This window comes from Mucilaginibacter aureus (genome assembly GCF_053514885.1).
This window is the reverse complement of sequence record NZ_CP170601.1, coordinates 4,415,739-4,434,081: the sequence shown is the minus strand read 5'-3', so window position 1 is coordinate 4,434,081 and position 18,343 is coordinate 4,415,739. Positions and strand designations below refer to the sequence as shown.

Sequence of the window (18,343 nt, the reverse complement as noted above, 5' to 3'; positions counted from 1 at the left end):
AATATCTTTAAATGAAAGCGATACCATTGTTCAAATGCAGGGATATGAAAGCGGCTATTCATTTCTATACCCACATCCTCGATTTTCAACTCAAATATCCTGATGCTTCAAGCGAGGATTGGGTTATTGACCTGATAAACGGCGATGCCGAACTGCAATTGACCGTGTTAGAAAGCTCTGCACTATTTGGATCGGTAGTCAATATCCGTGTAAACGATGTGGATACACTGTTTGCCAAATACATTCATCGCGGACTGGATACATCCGATAAAAAAACATCGCCTGTACACCAGGGCCCGCTTGACCAAAGTTGGGGGATGCGCGAATTTTATGTCACCGATGCCGATGGTAACACTTTAAGATTTGGTAACACTCTTTAATACCTCAATCTGTTACTTCACCACATAACTCGCTGCTCCTGCCACCGGCACGCCCTTATCGGTAATCCCCTCCACCACTACCCTAACCTTTGTTTTAGGGTCGGCATTGTAAAAGGTTACCGTTGCTTCGCCAATTCCGTTAGTGATCACGTTTGGTTCCCAGTGAATGGTGGTGCGGTTATCCGCTTTGGTTAAATCAGCATTGGTATCATACAGGGCTTTATAAAAGGTGCGGGCTTGATAATAGCCATCCAGATGTGTATCGATGGCGTTAAACTCCACCTTATCGAAAGCATTGGGTTTAATATCCAGAAATATCAGGAAAACATCTCCGCCCGAACCTGTGCGCATATCGCCGTTATCGTTTACCGCCATTAGCGTAGATCCTAATACATGCCTTACCAATACCTTATTGATCATGTCCATCGGCAAGTTAAGGTACATGCCGTTATTCACATCGTCGGCGTCTTCACGCCCGTTAACAATCATGCGGGGTTCTATCCAAACGCTTTTATCCGCATTTCTGTTCGGGTCGAACCTTACCCCTTTAAATACAACCGAATCCTGGTCGTTACTCCTTGCGCCCGGTACTTCGTGCAGCAAAAAATCGCGTAAAGAATTGTAGGAATAGTATTTTGAAGTGATATCATACTTAAAATCAGGGTAACCAAACTTAGTGGTAGTTTGATCCATTAACTGAATATAGCTATTACCTTTAATCTTTACTTCTTTCAGCCTAACCGTATCTGATAGCTTTGATCTTGTACTTATCGATTTTGCGACTGCCTTTTCAAATGCCACTTCGCTGGCTGCATCGCCTGTATATTCGGGTAAGGCAGTTACCGGCGGCTGGTTTTTGCTTAACGAATCCAGTTGTATCCAGCCCAACTTTTTCTTTTTATCATCAAACGAGGCCAAAGTAACTTCCTTATTGCCAACAATCGGTATCCCATTAAAGGCATATTTACCTTCACTATCGGTTTTAGCCATAAATTGCTCACTCAGTACCTCGCCCTTTACCGTTAAAGTAACATTGGCGCCAGGTATAGGTTTATTGGCAAACTTTTGCCGCAAACTTCCGGTAACAGCAAAACCATTTTCGGTAGCATGGGTAATATGTATCCCATCATCGGCCAAACGGCGCCAAACAAAATCACGCCAGCCCTGCGTCATTAGCAACAGGTCGAGTTGCTTATAGCGGTTGGCGTTAGCCTGATCAAAATACATTTCAGGGTGCTCAATAGTGCCCTTAACCTCCGATTGCAGCATCAGATAAGAGGCGATATTACCCTCACTCACCGGGATGGCATTGGCATCAACCACCGATACCGAAAGATTGGCACGCACAGGCTCATTTACACCTGCGGTATTAATGCTCACGGTCACTTTTTCTTTTGAAGTATATTGCTGCTTGTCTGTTTTAATGGTTAACGCTTTCGCTGATGTGGAATCGGGCACATAAACCAGGCGTTCGCATTGCGGTTTTAACTGTTTATCATAAATGGTAACGCTTGATACACCGGCCGGGAACTTGTTTTTAGGTACCGTAGCATTGATCTGTAAAAACACAAATTTAATAGGGCTGCTCAAAAATCTAACTCCGGCGTGCCTGGCCATAAAAGTAACTTCCTTGTCGGGGTTATCGGCCATAGTGGCCTCGTTGGTACTGATAGTGATGCGCAAATGCGCCGAGTCGGCATTACTTACATGCAGCACATAACCTTTAGGCAACGCGGCAGGTAATTGTGTTGAGAATGGCTGATTATTGTTAAATACCCCTTTTATCGTATAGGTTTTGTTAGGCTCCGGAATAAACACAAAGCTGCCCATCCCCTGTGCTACGCTCTCAAACCTGCTCAGCGTATCTCCTGTTGACGATACCAGGTTGCCTTTTACGGTCACTATTTTTCCACTGGGGTCTTCAGCTTTAAAAGCCACCAGGCCTGCTACATTTTCAACCATCGATCCGCCTTCGGGGAAAAAACGGATAACCGGCCCGTTTGCCTGTTTTTGAGGCAGTGGTAATTTAGGTAAACTACCGCCTGTGGCACTAACTGTTATCGGCCGGCTGTTAATTTCGGTATTGTAAACGGTTATGTTTTTCTCAAATATAAAGTTGCTGCCAAAATTGAGTTGCCAATTGGTGTAAGCGCGTAAACGGTAACTGCCTGCGGGTATTGAATCGGTTAGTTTGAAATCGCCAACGCCGGTACCGTTAGTAAGCCTCATCACCTCATTACTAAATATCTGTCCTTGCGGCGAAACCAGATCAACATGCAGGTTATTGCTCGAGTTGTTCAATAAATTGGTTTGCGCATCAACCAGGTACGCTTTGAACCAAATGTCATCGCCCGCGGTGTAATAATCACGATCGGTATGCACATACACCTTTTCAAATAACAGCTTAACCGGGGCAGTGGCTTTCGCCGGAGGTGCGGCAACCTGGGCCATGCCAACGCCCGCTAATAAGGTTGATATTAAGGTTAATACAGGTTTAATGCAGAAATTGATTTTCATTGGTTTAGATTAAACTATTTGATGGTATATGCGCCGGTAACGGCTATGGGCACGCCTTTCTCTGTCAACCCTTCAACCACTATCCGTATGGTTGATTTTGGATCGGCGTTATAATAACTAACCGAGGCCTTGCCTTCAGCATCTGTACTGATCATCGGCTCCCAAAAAACAGTAGTACGCTGATCGGTTTTGGTTGAGGGGTATTCATAATTAGGCGAATAAAATGTACGCGCGCTATAATAGCCGGTAACATCGCTGTTTAGCAGGTTAAATTCTTTTTTATCAAAAGCGGTTGGCTTTAAGGTAAGGTATATCCAAATTACATCGGCAGCGCTGCCGTTAACATAATGGTCAACAGTTACCGAAATTACCTGATCCATACTGAGCGAATAATAATCTAAACGGCCAAACAGGTCTTCACGGTTATCAACAGAAAACCTTGGAAATATCTGTTTGCCGCCAAAATTAAATACTATACCTTGCTCATCGCCTTTGGGAGTTCTGGCTTCTTTTAGTTTATCCAACAGAAAATCTTCCAGGTCTTTGTATTTGTAATCTTTGGGCCCTATTGTAAAATTGTATTCGGGATAACCAAATGAACTCAAAACCTCGCCCGAGAATAAAGTCCGTGTTTTGTGCGAATCCTTAATGATTACTTCGTTCAATGTTACGCCATTGTCTACCCTAAACCTATGAGTATCATTTTGACGGGTTTTACTTGCGGCATTAAATGCAGCCAGCGCATCTGATGGCTCCTGCTCTATTATCGGGGTTTGGGGTACAGGCATAGCATCGTGCCAGGTAGTATCTAAAAATAACCAGCCCGATTTTTTACCCTTATCGTCGCGCGCTGATAGTTTAAGCGTTTGTGTGCCATATAGTTCTATATTATCTATAAAGTATTTACCGTGAGCGTCGGTTTTAGCCGAAAACATTTTATTGCCCTTTGCCCCGGGAGCAAACAGGGAGATGTTCATATTAGGTATGGGCTTGTTGATCAATAGCGAACGTAATCTGCCCGATACGGTAAAGCCGGCCTCTGGCAAATAGCTCAATTTTAGAGTTGAATCGGCAAGTCGTTTCCACACAAAATCGCGCCAGCCCTGGGTTAATAACAGCAAATCGAGCTGTTTAAAGCGGTTTGCGTTTGCCTGATCAAAGTACTGGGCGGCATTCTCAATTTTACCGCGTATATCCGATTGCAGCAGCAAATACGATGCAATACTGCCTTCATTTGCTGGTACTATACTCCCATCAACAGCTGCCAATGATAGATTGGCTTTAACCGGTTGATTTTGAGCATTAGTTACACTGATATTTAAAATAGTTTGTTGTTTGGGTTGATAAGTGTTCTTATCGGGTGTTACGGTTACCCGGATATCGTTTTTACCATTAATATAAACCAGTCGTTCGCAGTTGGGGCGCTTTTGGGCATCGGATAAGATAATGCTGGCAATACCTGCAGGTAATTTAGCTTTAGGGATATTGATCGAGGTTTGTTCATTAGTTAATGTAAACTGCCCGTCGAAGTAGGTTTTATCGCCATGTTTTGCGGCAAGAGTGAGGGTTTGACCTTTCTGTTTGGCAAATATAGCCGGGTTAGCGCTAACCATAACCTGTACATTTACCGAATCGGTGTTTTTAATATGTAAGGCATAGCCTTCGGCTAAAGCGGTGGGTAGCTCCTGCTCAAATGCCTCTCCGTTTTTATAGGTACCTTTTACCGTGTATGTTGCACCAGCTACCGGCATCAGTGTAAAGCTGCCTAAACCTGCACTGGTACTGGCAAAGTTACCCACTGTTTCGCCTTGCGATGAAATCACGCTCCCGCTCACCTGTACCCCATTACCTAAAGCATCTTCGGCTTTAAAGCCTACTATACCCATCACACCTTCAACCATCGATCCGCCTTCGGGGAAAAAGCTAATACGGCTGGTAACAGGCGAAATTTCTTCGGCATCGATGTTTTTATTCTTTTTCCCTTTTTTGGAAACGACCGGTGCAGATGGCCTGATACCGATAATACTGTTGATGGTGATCTGCTTATCAAAAATAAAATTTTCGCCAAAATTGCGCATCCAATTAGTGTAGGCGCGTAAATGGTAAACGCCGCCAGGTATCGAATCAGCTAATTTAAAATCGCCGGCGCCAACGCCATCATCCAGGCGGATGATCTCGCGGCTTATTATTTTAGATTCGGAAGATACCAGGTCGACATACAGGTTATTACTGGTAAATGTGGGGTAATTACTTTCGCCGTTAACAAGATAGGCCTTAAACCAAAGGTCATCTCCGGTGGCGTAATAATCGCGATCAGTATGCAGATATACTTTCTCGAAAAAAAGTTTAAACTGTGTTGTTTTTGGAGCAGGTGCAGGTTTGCTTTGAGCCGATACCAATTGTTGCACTCCACATAATATTGCGGCAAAAAAAACAATGCGAAAATTACGGTTCATTCAGGTAGGTTAGATATAAAGGTTTAATTGGTATATAGACCTAAAAGTGAAAAAAGGTTTAAACAGAACCATCCTTTACTGTCCTGCCTTGAAACGTATTATGATAAATAAAAACACAATAAAAAACCCTTTCCGGTTTTTGGAAAGGGTTTTTTGATATTATTTGTAACAATATTATTAATGATGGTGATGACCATCCGGGCCGTGTGCATGGCCGTGTGATAATTCTTCGGGGTTTGCAGGGCGCACGTTTAAAATAGTGCCTTTAAAATGCAGTTCCTGGCCAGCCATCGGGTGATTCAAGTCAACAATTACCGCGTCTTCGGCAATTGACACTACCTGGCCCTGAAAATGGTTGCCATTGTTATCCTGTAAAGGTAAAACGCTGCCAATAACAGGCATTTCGGTGTCTTTAAACATATCTATTGGCAAATTAGCAACAGCTTCTTCGTCGTAGCTGCCATAAGCATCATCTGCCGAAAGGCGGAATTCATAATTATCGCCGGTTGAAAGCGTGCTCAGGTTCTCTTCAAACTTAGGCAGCATTTGGCCAACGCCATACAAAAAGGTTAAAGGCTGCTCTTGCGTGGTGCTCTCTACCAAAGCTTCAGTGCCGTCTTCTTGTTTAACATACAGATCATAGGTTAGCGATACTACGCTTTCGGGTTGAATTTTCATCGTTTAATTTTTAGTGTAAAAAAATAAAAGCCAGAGGCCAGAAAGCGGTTGGCAAACCACGCCAAACGTATCCTAAAATCAGACTTCGATCTGTTTAAGCGCTTCGGTTACTTGTGTTACGGGTAACCGGCAGGTTTTATCTTTACAAACAAATATCCTGGTTTCGGCACTAAACTTATCAGTCAACAAAGGTAAACTTCCTTTTGTTCCACCCAACATAATTTTGTTGGGGATATAACTTTTTTCTATTTCTTTCCTTTTTTGTTCAGCATCAGGTCCGGTTATCGCTATTTCGTACACCCCGGCAATATCATTAAGTAGTAACATAGCCCAGTTTGAATAAGCCGAACCATATTTAGCCATCAGCTTTTTAACGTTGCGCATTTGCTGCTGCCATATTTCTATATATCGTTCATTATCAAATAGTAATCCAAGTTTATGTAAATTACGCGCCATTGCCGAATTTGATGATGGGATAACACTATCCATCACTTCAAGCTTACGGGCTATAAGCTGCTCTCCGTCGCCCGGGGTGTAAAAAAACATACCCGTGGCCTCGTCGTAAAAAAGATGGATAGCTATATCGGCCAGTTTTTTAGCTTGCTGCAGCCATTGCTCGTCGAAAGTAACTTCGTATAAAGCGATAAAGGCATCGATAACCAGGGCATAATCATCCAAAAATGCGATCACCTCGCTTATGCCCGCTTCCTGGAATACGCGGGTTATTTTACCGGACAGTGTGATCAGGTTATCCTGGATGAAAGCCGCGTTTTTGAGTGCCAGATCAAGATAAGCCGGCTCGTCAAAGGCGCGATAGGCATCACACAAGCCTTTTAGCATCAAACCGTTCCATGATGTCAGGATTTTATAATCCAATCCCGGACGGATTCGTTTTGCCCGATGTTCAAAAATCTTTTGTTTTAGTCCGGCAACTTTGCCAATCAATGTTTCAACCGGCATACCCAATTTTTCGGCTAAAACGTTATCGTCGTCCTTACGGAAAAAGATATTGGTATGCTCTTCTTCCCAATTGCCATCTACGGTAACGTTATAATAAATGGCGAACAAGCCGGCATCATCGGCTAATATATCTTCAAGCTCACTTAAATCATAAGTATAAAATTTGCCCTCAACACCTTCGCTATCGGCATCGAGCGCCGAGTAAAAGCCAAAATCAGGCGAGGTTAGTTCGCGCTGTACAAATGCAATGGTTTCGGCAACTGTTTTTTTATACTGCTCATCGCCAATACAGGTATAAGCCTCAGAATATAAACTGATGAGCTGGGCATTGTCATACAGCATTTTTTCGAAATGTGGTACATGCCAACGCTCATCAACCGAATATCGCGCAAAACCCCCACCAATATGATCATATATGCCGCCTTTAGCCATCTTATCCAGCGTTAAGCCAACAATAACCTGTACGGCTTCATCTTTGAACAGGTGAGCATAGCGCATTAAAAACTGCCAGTTGTTCGGCATCGGGAATTTGGGGCTTCGTCCCATCCCTCCTTCTTCGTAATCAAAATATTGTTTCCAGGGCTGTACAACCGCTGCCAGATCGGCTTTAGTGTTTTCGTGCTGCTCGGTAACAAAGCTGATGTTTTCGTATTGCTTAATGCCGTCGGTTAACCTTACTGCGTATTCTTCCGCCTCGGTTGGTTTATTTTCCCAAAAATCGGCCAGGTTATTCAGCAGGTTTGTCCAATCTGTTTTACGAAAATAGGTGCCGCCGTAAATTGGCCGCTGATCGGGCAAGCAGATGCAGTTTAAGGGCCAGCCACCACGGCCGGTCATCAATTGTACGGCGCTCATGTAGATCTGGTCAATATCCGGCCGCTCCTCCCTATCCACCTTGATACACACAAAATGTTCGTTCATTACTTTGGCAACATCTTCTTTTTCAAAGCTTTCGTGCTCCATTACGTGGCACCAATGGCAGGCCGAGTAGCCAATACTTACCAATATCAGCTTGTTCTCATCCTTAGCTTTTTGCAATGCTTCGGCGCCCCACGGAAACCAGTTTACCGGGTTATTGGCATGTTGTAATAAATATGGCGAAGTTGAATTTTTGAGTTTGTTCATGTGATAGTGAGTGGTGAATGGTTAATAGTGGGTAGTTATTCGCTGCTCACTATTAACTGCCTGCGATACGGCAAAGATGCGAATTGAAAATATAAAGCGATGGAGGTTTTGGCCCCCACCGCTAAAAAAAAATACAAATAAAATTGCGATCCTCTTAAACTGAGGTGGTTAGGTTGTAGCCATCACATGGCATAATATATGCCATCTTGTTATTTAACGTGTTATTGGTCAAATTGTTAGCAAAAATAATAAAATAATTTCGATAGGATGAAAATTGAGCATATTTTCGCTTTCGCTGATAAACAACTACCTTTAAAAAATGCAGATCACACACACCGAAATATACCGTTTTAGCATTGCCATGGAACCGTTTACCATTGCAACCGGCACCATGACTTTTGCGCAGAATACCTTTATCCGGGTATATACCGATGCCGGTTTTTATGGGGTTGGCGAGTGCTCTGCCTTCCCGATGATCGTAGGCGAAACGCAGGATACCTGCCTGGTGATGGCGCAGGAGTTTGCCGCCTTGTGGAAAGGGAAAGACCCGCTTGATATAGCCGGCCGTTTGCAGGATCTGCACAACTTTACCGCGAACAACGCTACCATTAAAAGCGCTTTCGACATAGCTTTATATGATATTGCTGCTAAAAACGCTGGGCTGCCCTTGTATAAATATTTAGGCGGCAACAAACGGCCTGTTGAAACGGATATTACTATTGGGATAGGAAAACCTGATGATATGGCCGTTAAAGCAGTTAAATTGAAAGAAAGTGGGGCCACCATCCTCAAAATTAAATTAGGTAAGGATGCTGATGCCGATATTGAACGAATCAATAAAATACGTAAAGCCGTTGGCCCGGGTATGCGTATCCGTATTGATGCTAACCAGGGCTGGAGCTTTGAAGATGCGGTAAGGGCGCTGCAAGGCATGGCCAACCTTGATGTAGAGTTTTGCGAACAGCCTATGCGCACCTGGTACGATGACCTGCTGCCTGAACTGATGGAACTTTCGCCGGTAAAAATTATGGCCGACGAAAGTGTATACAATCACCATGACGCCCGTAAGCAGATCAACAGTAAAAGCTGCCATTACATCAATATCAAGTTTGCAAAATCGGGTGGTATTAACGAGGCTATTAAAATTCATGATATTGGTGACGACCTGGGCATACCCGTAATGATGGGTGGTATGCTGGAAAGCCGGATAGCCGCCAGTGCGCAGATGCACTTTGTATACGCCAGTCCGAATGTAAAGTTTTTCGATATGGATACCTGTATGCTCGGCCACCTGGAAGACCCATGCGTTGGCGGCGTTACTTACAGCGGCTATCATTTAACCATAGGCGATGCGCCGGGCATTGGTGCAGATGCTGATGAAAACTTTTTGAAGAAATGTGAGAAATGGGTGGTGTAACGAGGTAAAAGGCGAAAGGTAAAATGGTTAAAGCCATTTCGTATTTCAACCTTTCTACCTTTTGCCTTTCATCCTTTAACCTTCCTACCTGTCCTGCGAAAGCACAATAGCCGAATAAGGTGCCACAGCAACATTAGCATTAAAAGGCTGGCCATCGCATTCGCCCTCGAAAGCTTCGGTATCTAACGATTCAAAATCACCAAAATCCTGGTCGTACCCATCCCAGTTGCTGTTAAAACGAATCTTCCACATACCCGCATCAGGGAAACCCATACGGTAATCGCTGTAACCTTCGCTGCTGAAATTGAGTATCACCATAGTTGTATCACCCTTCCCGCCATTTTGCCAGCGCATGTATGCGATGAGCTTCTTATCGTTATCCAGCCGGATAACCTGTGTGCTTTGGCCGGATAAGCCTTCGGTATTGTCATTGTAATTTAGGCGCAGTTTGATCAGATCGCGGTGCAGCTTCATAAAGCCGTTGAATTGTTTTAAGCGCTTCCAGTCAATCGGGTCAGTATCCGAAAACCATTTATCTTCCAGCAATTCGTGCCCCTGAAAAATCATCGGGATACCCGGCGAAGTCAGCACCATAGCGATACCCAGCGATGCACGCTTTTTAGAATACCAGTTATTTACATCCCCCTCGGCTATCTCTTCGGCTACACGGGCTTTACCATTAGCAACCTCATCGTGACTTTCGGTATAAACCACGCGTTTATACGGGTTACCGCTATACTGACGCATCAACGCACTTTCAACCGCATGCATATCCCGGTCCTCGTCATTTTGGGCTATCAAAATGCTTCGCACGGGGTGTACAAAATCGCCATCCCATTGCGCGCCAAAGCCCAGGCCATCGCCGCCATCAACATGGTTGGTTATGCTATCCAAGCCGTGCAGGTCTTCGGCAATGGTTAGTTTCCATGGATATTTCTCGGCTATTTCGCTATTGATCCATTTCAACAGGCTCATTCCATCTTCCAAAACATTACCCGGATCTTCGTCGGCATGTACATGGCGGATATACGGGATCATATCCATACGTAAACCATCAACACGATACTCTTCGAGCCACATTATCGCGTTATCGCGGATATATTGCCGAACCTCGCTCCTGCCATAATCGGGTCGGGTATCGCCCCATGGCGTTTCGCTTCTCCAGTCGTTATAAAAATAAATACCGCCTTTACCGTTTTCGTTCCAGCCATCAAACTGCCATAGGTCAAGGTCGGTTGGCCCGAAATGGTTATAAACCACATCCAGAATTACCGCAATACCATGCTCGTGCGCGGCCTTAACCAGCGCCTTAAAAGCATCCGGCCCACCGTATTCACTTTCAATTGCAAAGGGCTGCGATGGATTGTATCCCCAGGAAAAGCCACCCGGAAACTCAAATGGCGGCATGATCTCAATAGCGTTAATACCCATATCGCGCAGATAAGGCAGCTTTTCAATAATGCCGTACATGTTGCCGGGTTTGCCTTGTTCTTTTACGTTAAAAGTACCGGTGTGTAACTCGTAGATAACCAGTTTGTTCCATGTAGGCATATCATAGTGGCTTTCGCCCCAATCAAATGCGTTTGGATCATAAATAACAGAATTACCAACCGAACTGGTTACCGATCGTGCATAGGGATCGTTCCGCATCAAATTGCCCGAAGGTGTCTTTAAAAAATATTTGTACTCATCACCCGTCTTAGCGGTCTCGATAAGGCCGGCCCAATAGCCATTATTTTCATTTTGCAGTGCGTGTTCCTCATTATCCCAATTGTTAAAACTTCCGGCTACAAAAACCTGTTCGGCATTTGGCGCCCATACCCTAAAGAAAACTCCGTTTGGCTGAATAACAGCCCCCATGCCTGGTATATCGTTAGATTGCTGATCCATTTATATTGATTGTTTGTTGCAGCAAGAAATATGAAAACGTGTGATAATGTTTTAATGCCGCATTATTAATTTTGCAGGGCAACCTATTTATTACCTGTTGCGTTACCCATTTAATGAAACAACAATTGTTGGAAAATATTGAAGACAATAAAATACTTCATCCAAACTCAGATTTTGAAAACAGGTATCTGTATATCCGTGATAAAGAAAAACGGGTTTATAGTGATGAAGAGCTAAGGCTTTTACCAGAGATGGCCGATCAGCATGTGCATCGTAAAGAATGGCAAATGCGAAGGGCTTCGTTGCGGCGCTTAACGCGATATCTGCAAAATAAAAATAAGCCGTTAGATATACTGGAAATAGGCTGCGGTAATGGCTGGTTATCTGCTCACCTGGCCAACATTAAAAACAGCGAGATTAGAGGCATTGATATTAACAGCCTTGAACTTGAACAGGCCAAAAGGGTTTTCGCAAAAAGCAATTTAAAATTTTTATGCCTGGGGCCTTTCCATCCAGATTTAAAGCAATTTAAGTTTGATATCATCATTTTTGCAGCTTCGGTACAGTATTTTAAATGTTTTAATGATATTATCAATGTGTGCCTGTCGCTTTTAAACCCCGGTGGCGAAATACATATTGTTGATACTATATTTTATAAAGATGAGGAAGTAGGTAATGCAATACAACGATCAAAAAACTATTTTGAAGGCATGGGTTGCCCCGAAATGGCCGATTGGTACTTTCACAGGCGTTTAAGTGAACTTGACGGGTTTAACTACCACGTATTATCTCATCCAAATTCTGTAATAAATAAACTACTTTATAAAAACCCATTCTATTGGGTTAAAATCGAACATCGCACTACGTAACATATTTATTATATGCACGTATTAAACCTTTTACATGGGTTTAAGTTTAATATCATATCAACCCGAATAATATGCGCAATATTTTACGTTCGTTAATTTTGCCAGGCGTTATTTATGTTATTGCCGGATGCGGTAAAAGCAATCAAACACCCGCTATTAACTATGTATGCCCTTCAAACAGGTTTATTAGCGAGCAGTTTACGGTAAGTTCGGCTACAATTACCTATACACAATCGGTTGATTATTTGGGTAAAAATCAAAATCTGCTGTTAGATATCTATTCGCCTGCTGTTGATACTTTATCGCGCAGGCCACTTATCATTTATTGTCATGGCGGTAATTTTACCTCGGGTGCGCGCAATAGCTCGTGGCCGGTTAAATTTTGCCAATCGTTTGCCAAACGCGGTTATGTTACGGCAAGTATTGATTACCGTTTAGGAATCGGTACCAATGGCGATGCCGATGTAATGAGCGCACAGATCCGTGCCGGACAGGATGCCAAAGCCGCCGTAAGATATTTTAAGCAAACGGCAGTTGAGCAAGGTAACCCTTACCGGATAGATACTGCACAGATCTACATAGCGGGTGAAGCATCAGGTGCTATAATAGCCCTGCAAACGGGATATTTAAATTCGGCCGATCAGTTTGCCGGTGTTGGTAATGCCGATTTGCTAAGCTCATTAAACGGCATCGAAGGTTCAACAACATCACCCTATTCATCACATATTAAAGGCGTTATCAGCTTAAGCGGCGCTATACTCGATCTGAACTGGCTCACCAACATCAATATGCCGTTAATTATGGTGCATGGCACCAACGATGCCGTTATACCCTACCGTTCGGGCATAGTTAATCCATATACGGCTACGCCATTATATGGCAGTTACCTCATCGATTCGGTAGCAGCGAGCCGTAAACTCAATACTGCTTTTCATGCTTTTGCAGGTGCTGGTGCAACACCTTATGCCATCTCCACCAAATATGCCGACAGTACCATTACCTATGTATCGCAGGAGCTGGTTGGCCTGATAGACTGTCAGCGTTTAGGTTTACACTAAAATAAGCTACAGCCTATTTACTTTGCGCGACATATTGTTACATTAGTAACCAAAACCAACTAACTTGTCTCATCACCTATCCTTCCGTAAAGTAACCCTTACTGATCTGGACGATCTGCAGCACATCAGCATAAAAACCTTTACTGATGCGTTTGAAAAGCTTAACAACCCAGCCGATTTTAAGGCTTATGTTGCAAGCGCCTATAATGCAGATCAGCTTAAGCAAGAAATAAGCGATCCGGATTGTGAGTTTTATTTCGCTGTATATCAAAATGATATAGCCGGTTATTTAAAATTAAGCTTCGGAAAGGCACAGGCCGAATTTCAGGATGATAACTCGATGGAGATTGCCCGTGTATACGTATCGGCAACCCATCAAAACAAACAAATTGGCAAGGCTATGCTCGATTTTGCCATCGATATCGCCCAACAAAAAAAGTTAAAGTATGCCTGGCTGGGCGCCTGGGAAAACAATCCCAATGCCATACGGTTTTACCAGCGGCATGACTTTGTACCCATTGGCAGCCATTATTTTATGGTGGGTAACGACAGGCAGACCGATATTTTAATGAAAAAGATGCTATAGCCCATGCTATTAAAACAAAACCAATACATTTAGCTATTATTGATGTTATGGCAAAAAAGGTAAACCGTTTAAAAATAAAACAACGCCGTAAGTACGGCAATATTGGCGATACGCCGGGCGCTATCCATATTGATGACGATTCGCTTAAGCCGGTTGTTAAGCTATTTTCGTATAATAAGGATGAAGTACAGGAATGCGTTGGCGATGATTTTGAAGACGTATTAAAACAACTCAAAGCCTGTAAAACACATACCCACTGGCTGCAGATAAATGGCCTGGGCGATGAGAAAATGATCGAAGAGATCGGTGAGCATTTTGGCATTAACCCGTTGGTGCTTGAGGATATTGTAAATACCCATCAGCGCCCTAAAATTGACGATTACACTAACTTTTTCTTCGCTACCAGCCGGCTGATCAATTATAAAGATAACGTGATAAGCAATTGCCAGGTATCGTTTATAGTGAAGGAAAACCTGATCATCAGTTTCCAGGAAGATTATGACAAGGTGTTTGACGTGGTTGCCAAGCGCCTGCATGCCGGTACCGGTTTTATACGTATTGCCGGCCCGGCGTACCTGTGTTATGCCATGATGGATACCATTTTTGATATCTATTTTAGTTTGTTGAATAACCTGGGCGACCTGCTCGAAGATATTGAAGAGCAACTATACGATAATCCCAATAAAACCATTATGTATGAGGCTCAGCGTGTTAAGCGCTCGCTCATTGTGTTGCGCCGCGCTACCTGGCCCGAACGCGACAAGATCAACTCGATGATACGGGATGATAACCCGCTTATTAGCGAAGAGGTGAAAGTTTTTTTACGTGATGCCTACGACCATTGTATCCAGATCATCGATGTGATTGAAAGCTACCAGGAAATCACCTCGGGTATAATCGATGTTTACCTGTCCATCATCAGCAACCGTATGAACGAGATCATGAAAGTGCTTACGCTGATATCGGTAATATTTATGCCGATAACCTTTATTGTAGGCGTTTACGGGATGAACTTTCAGCACGTTGACCCGGTAACCAATAAAGTACTGCCCGATAATATGCCCGAACTGACATCGCCACATGGCTATCTTTATTGCTGGATAGCCATGTTTGTTATTACAATTGTCCAGATACTGTTCTTCTGGAAAAAAGGGTGGTTTAGCCGGATGTAGACTTATAAAAGTCTGATGTAAATATTCTGATATACGATATTATATTGGGTTTATACATCGTATATTTATTATAACCAATCCGGTATCCCTGATTTGCCGGCGTCCCTAAACCTATCCTGTATCATGAAAAAGCAATTGATCTTAATGCCGGCGCTATTGTTGATCGCCGGTGTTGCGCTCTGTCAGTCAAACGGCGACCCTTTACCGTTAGCTCCCCTTCCCATTAACAATAACGACATGGAGCACCAAATGCGTGCCGATCAGCAAGTACGGCGCGAACAAAGCTACGAGCAATTTGGCCTGCGCGCCTCTGGAGCGGCCGAAAGCTTTAATACCCTGGGATTACTGGCCGCCAAACAAGGAAATTACGTGGAGGCGCTCAAGCAGTTTAACGAGGCTATAACTTCATCTAAATACTACTCAGGCGCTTACTATAACCGTGGTTTGGTAAAGTTAAAGTTGTACCATAAAGCCGAGGCACTCGACGATTTTAACATGGCTGTTTCGCTCGAACCGGGCTCTATAACCTATATTTCGAAAGTTGCCGATACCAAATTAGATATGGGCGACCTCACCGGTGCAATTTCAGATTATAACAAGGTTATAGACATAAGACCTGCCAACGCGCATGCCTGGTTACAAAAAGGTATAGCCGAGAGAAAGCTAAAACAAGATGATGCAGCCCTGGCCGATCTGACTAAAGCCAGGCAGCTGGGCAGCATAGTAGCTGATTCGCTGCTGAAGGCCATATCGCCGGGCACTGTAGCAAAATTAGTGGTTGCCAGCCCTGACACAAACGTTAATAACAAAAACGCCCGAAAAGCGGCCGAACCTTACATAAGCTATACAGGTCCGCTTTCTAAAAGCGCGGAAGCTACACAGTATAATGGCATAGCTTTGGATTTTGCCCACGCCAATAACATGCCTGCGGCTATCAGAAACTTCACGCTGGCAATTGCTGCCGATCCTGATTTTGTAAGCGCTTATAATAACCGCGGCTTCGCCGAATTGATAATGCATCAGTATAGGGATGCTGTCGGCGATTATAAAAAAGCCATCGCGCTCGACCCTAAGGCGGTTAATGCATACACCAATTGTGCCAATGCCATGTACGAAATGAAAGATTATGGCGGTGCATTAAAGTATTTCGATCTTTCTTTACAACTCGACTCTACCAACGTGGTAAACTATGGTAATCGCGGCGTTATAAAAAGAATTACCCACGATGCCGAAGGCGCTATCGAAGATTTTGACCAATGCCTCAAACTCGACCCACTGTATACCCAGGCATTGATCAATAAGGCGCTGGCAGAGGTTGATCTGAAAAGAAACAGCGCTGCCTGCACAGATCTGATCAAAGCTAAAAACCTGGGCAATAAAAATGCCGATGCGCTTATTTCAAAGTATTGCTATTAATACCGGGTTTAAAGCTTAAACTAATGAAACAAAACTCCCGTGAAGGTTTCCGTTTCAGGAAATTAGAAAGCCGTATCATGTTTATAGCGGCCTTTTACAACCTGTTTTGGGGAGCAGTTATCTCTATCGATCCGCAATTGATCTTGTTCGGCAATGCCCCTACTCCTTATATCCTCATCCTGATCAGGTGCATTGGTATGCTGGTTGGCGTTTACGGTATAGCTTATTATTTCTGCTCAACCGATCCGGTACGTTACTGGCCGTTAATTTTGGTAGGATTGATCGGTAAGGTACTCGGCCCCATCGGCGCGGTTTATTATGTAACTACCGGCGCCATGCCTGTTACCTTTTTATGGGTGAACGTATTTAATGACCTGATCTGGATAGGGCCGTTTAGCTGGATATTGTACCGGGTGCTTATCAAATCCCCAAAATGATATACTACCTGTCAAATTTGTATATTAGCACTACCAAAAACCTTATCGCCATCAACAAATGAAAATATTTTTAGCAGGCATGGCATGTTTGTTAAGCATGCAGATATTCGCGCAAAACAGACCTGCATTTGGTGAACGCCCGGTGTACGACCCTGCTGCTGAGACATTAAACTCAGAAAGAAGAGATCTGATAGACTCGCGCAACGCCGAAGCAACCAAATACAACCAGCTGGGCCTGGTTGCCTACCATGCCGGTAAATACGAAGAAGCACTGAAAGATTTTGACCAGGCTATCTCTATCGATAACATTTACGCTTCGCCTTATAACAACCGGGGTTTGGTTAAAGAGAAACTAAACCGCCTTAAAGACGCGATAGATGATTATAACGATGCCGTGAGGATCAACCGGAGAAGTTTGGCATCGCAATTTAACGCTGCCAATGGCAAATACCGCTTTGGCGATTATAAAGGCGCCGTTAAAAACCTGAACGAGATCGTGGTTATTGCCCCCAAAAATTCCGTTGCCTGGTTAAAGCGCGCTGCTGCGTACAATCAACTTAAAGAATACAAAAAAGCGCTGGACGATTGCAGCCAGGCTATCGAATTAAACCCCAACCTATCCGATGCCTATTTAAACAAAGGCATTGCCGAAATGGGCCTCGATAAAAAGGTGGAGGCTATGGACGATTTAACCAAAGCCCGAAAAATGGGTAACCCAGGTGCAGACTCGTTGATGAATGTGATATCGCCGGGCAGCGCTATTGCCAAACAGGCAGGCAATACCGTAAACAGCAACGTTACCGCGTCGGTTCCACCCGATGCGAGCACTATCGCGGAAGCAAACAGGTACAACGCCAAAGGGGTACAAAGCGCCATTGCTAATGACCTGCCGGTAGCAATGAGCAATTTTGATATGGCGATAAAGCTTAATCCTTTATTTGCAGGCGCTTATAGCAATCGCGGAAACGCAAAGCGCGTACAAAAAGATTATGCCGGTGCAATGAACGATCTGAACAAAGCGATCGAACTAAACCCTAAATATTCCGCAGCTTACGTTAACCGTGGCCGCGTTGAAGCCGAGGAAAACAAAACCGATGCCGCCTGCGCCGATTGGGCAACCGCAAAAGCAATGGGCAACCGTGGAGCCGATCAGCTTATTTTGCAATATTGCCATTAGTTTAATCTTGAGTCAATAGCTACGGGTGCTGAGGCAAAAAAAGCTCCGCGTTAGGGATTGTAGCGGATACCGGCCCTTCGACGGGCTCAGGGCAGGCCGTGGCTAAGGCCTGTGTAGTATGAGCGTAAAGCCCGGCCACAGGCAACGCCCAAATAAAACTATTTTAAAACACAATTTATACTTTACGCTACCTGCGAATTATAAA

The 18,343-nt window shown here is 43.9% G+C and carries 14 protein-coding genes; 9 read left to right on the top strand and 5 right to left on the bottom strand.

Translation table 11 applies throughout. The features are described 5' to 3' along the window. The first annotated feature begins 11 nt into the window (after positions 1-11). Positions 12-380, top strand: coding sequence for a bleomycin resistance protein (locus tag ACFGVR_RS19010; RefSeq protein ID WP_448699012.1), 369 nt, complete (start codon positions 12-14; stop codon positions 378-380). 12 nt (positions 381-392) lie between these two features. On the opposite strand, the gene ACFGVR_RS19005 is transcribed toward ACFGVR_RS19010, so the two are convergent. The 4 genes from ACFGVR_RS19005 to ACFGVR_RS18990 form a co-directional block, all read right to left on the bottom strand. After that, positions 393-2,897 carry an MG2 domain-containing protein gene (locus ACFGVR_RS19005; RefSeq protein ID WP_448699011.1) on the bottom strand — a complete coding sequence of 835 codons (2,505 nt, stop codon included), beginning with the start codon at positions 2,895-2,897 and terminating at the stop codon, positions 393-395. Between the two features lie 14 nt (positions 2,898-2,911). Next, entirely contained in the window at positions 2,912-5,353 is a 2,442-nt protein-coding gene (locus tag ACFGVR_RS19000) for a hypothetical protein (RefSeq protein WP_448699009.1), read from the bottom strand. Positions 5,354-5,530: 177 nt separating this feature from the next. After that, complete coding sequence (locus tag ACFGVR_RS18995; protein ID WP_448699008.1) at positions 5,531-6,031, bottom strand: FKBP-type peptidyl-prolyl cis-trans isomerase; 501 nt, start codon at positions 6,029-6,031, stop codon at positions 5,531-5,533. Between the two features lie 78 nt (positions 6,032-6,109). After that, positions 6,110-8,116 carry a thioredoxin domain-containing protein gene (locus tag ACFGVR_RS18990; RefSeq protein WP_448699006.1) on the bottom strand — a complete coding sequence of 669 codons (2,007 nt, stop codon included), beginning with the start codon at positions 8,114-8,116 and terminating at the stop codon, positions 6,110-6,112. A 319-nt stretch (positions 8,117-8,435) separates the two neighbouring features. Between ACFGVR_RS18990 and ACFGVR_RS18985 the strand changes: the two genes are divergently transcribed. Continuing rightward, positions 8,436-9,533, top strand: coding sequence for a mandelate racemase/muconate lactonizing enzyme family protein (locus tag ACFGVR_RS18985; RefSeq protein ID WP_448699004.1), 1,098 nt, complete (start codon positions 8,436-8,438; stop codon positions 9,531-9,533). 84 nt (positions 9,534-9,617) lie between these two features. On the opposite strand, the gene ACFGVR_RS18980 is transcribed toward ACFGVR_RS18985, so the two are convergent. Continuing rightward, a complete protein-coding gene (locus ACFGVR_RS18980) occupies positions 9,618-11,423 on the bottom strand; it encodes an alpha-amylase family glycosyl hydrolase (RefSeq protein WP_448699002.1) in 1,806 nt (601 codons plus the stop codon). 113 nt (positions 11,424-11,536) lie between these two features. Here ACFGVR_RS18980 and ACFGVR_RS18975 point away from each other — a divergent pair, with 113 nt between their 5' ends. The 7 genes from ACFGVR_RS18975 (at position 11,537) to ACFGVR_RS18945 (ending at position 18,138) form a co-directional block, all read left to right on the top strand. Next, complete coding sequence (locus ACFGVR_RS18975) at positions 11,537-12,292, top strand: class I SAM-dependent methyltransferase (protein ID WP_448699001.1); 756 nt, start codon at positions 11,537-11,539, stop codon at positions 12,290-12,292. 71 nt (positions 12,293-12,363) lie between these two features. Beyond that, positions 12,364-13,350 (top strand): alpha/beta hydrolase fold domain-containing protein, encoded by a 987-nt coding sequence (locus ACFGVR_RS18970; RefSeq protein ID WP_448699000.1) that lies wholly within the window; start codon positions 12,364-12,366, stop codon positions 13,348-13,350. 64 nt (positions 13,351-13,414) lie between these two features. After that, positions 13,415-13,936, top strand: coding sequence for a GNAT family N-acetyltransferase (locus tag ACFGVR_RS18965; RefSeq protein ID WP_448698999.1), 522 nt, complete (start codon positions 13,415-13,417; stop codon positions 13,934-13,936). Positions 13,937-13,983: 47 nt separating this feature from the next. Beyond that, positions 13,984-15,108 carry a magnesium/cobalt transporter CorA gene (corA, locus tag ACFGVR_RS18960; protein ID WP_448698998.1) on the top strand — a complete coding sequence of 375 codons (1,125 nt, stop codon included), beginning with the start codon at positions 13,984-13,986 and terminating at the stop codon, positions 15,106-15,108. 123 nt (positions 15,109-15,231) lie between these two features. Beyond that, entirely contained in the window at positions 15,232-16,524 is a 1,293-nt protein-coding gene (locus ACFGVR_RS18955) for a tetratricopeptide repeat protein (protein ID WP_448698997.1), read from the top strand. Positions 16,525-16,547: 23 nt separating this feature from the next. After that, a complete protein-coding gene (locus ACFGVR_RS18950) occupies positions 16,548-16,961 on the top strand; it encodes a hypothetical protein (protein WP_448698996.1) in 414 nt (137 codons plus the stop codon). A gap of 58 nt (positions 16,962-17,019) precedes the next feature. Then, positions 17,020-18,138: a tetratricopeptide repeat protein gene (locus tag ACFGVR_RS18945; RefSeq protein WP_448698994.1), complete on the top strand. Its 1,119-nt coding sequence runs from the start codon at positions 17,020-17,022 to the stop codon at positions 18,136-18,138. Positions 18,139-18,343: the final 205 nt, after the last annotated feature.

What these genes read in the sequence shown, in the direction of transcription:
- ACFGVR_RS19000 (WP_448699009.1), bottom strand. Translation starts at nt 5,353, where the DNA reads ATGAACCGTAATTTTCGCATTGTTTTTTTTGCCGCAATATTATGTGGA.
- corA (WP_448698998.1), top strand. Translation starts at nt 13,984, where the DNA reads ATGGCAAAAAAGGTAAACCGTTTAAAAATAAAACAACGCCGTAAGTAC.
- ACFGVR_RS18985 (WP_448699004.1), top strand. Translation starts at nt 8,436, where the DNA reads ATGCAGATCACACACACCGAAATATACCGTTTTAGCATTGCCATGGAA.
- ACFGVR_RS18990 (WP_448699006.1), bottom strand. Translation starts at nt 8,116, where the DNA reads ATGAACAAACTCAAAAATTCAACTTCGCCATATTTATTACAACATGCC.
- ACFGVR_RS19005 (WP_448699011.1), bottom strand. Translation starts at nt 2,897, where the DNA reads ATGAAAATCAATTTCTGCATTAAACCTGTATTAACCTTAATATCAACC.
- ACFGVR_RS19010 (WP_448699012.1), top strand. Translation starts at nt 12, where the DNA reads ATGAAAGCGATACCATTGTTCAAATGCAGGGATATGAAAGCGGCTATT.
- ACFGVR_RS18995 (WP_448699008.1), bottom strand. Translation starts at nt 6,031, where the DNA reads ATGAAAATTCAACCCGAAAGCGTAGTATCGCTAACCTATGATCTGTAT.
- ACFGVR_RS18980 (WP_448699002.1), bottom strand. Translation starts at nt 11,423, where the DNA reads ATGGATCAGCAATCTAACGATATACCAGGCATGGGGGCTGTTATTCAG.
- ACFGVR_RS18975 (WP_448699001.1), top strand. Translation starts at nt 11,537, where the DNA reads ATGAAACAACAATTGTTGGAAAATATTGAAGACAATAAAATACTTCAT.
- ACFGVR_RS18950 (WP_448698996.1), top strand. Translation starts at nt 16,548, where the DNA reads ATGAAACAAAACTCCCGTGAAGGTTTCCGTTTCAGGAAATTAGAAAGC.
- ACFGVR_RS18955 (WP_448698997.1), top strand. Translation starts at nt 15,232, where the DNA reads ATGAAAAAGCAATTGATCTTAATGCCGGCGCTATTGTTGATCGCCGGT.
- ACFGVR_RS18970 (WP_448699000.1), top strand. Translation starts at nt 12,364, where the DNA reads ATGCGCAATATTTTACGTTCGTTAATTTTGCCAGGCGTTATTTATGTT.
- ACFGVR_RS18945 (WP_448698994.1), top strand. Translation starts at nt 17,020, where the DNA reads ATGAAAATATTTTTAGCAGGCATGGCATGTTTGTTAAGCATGCAGATA.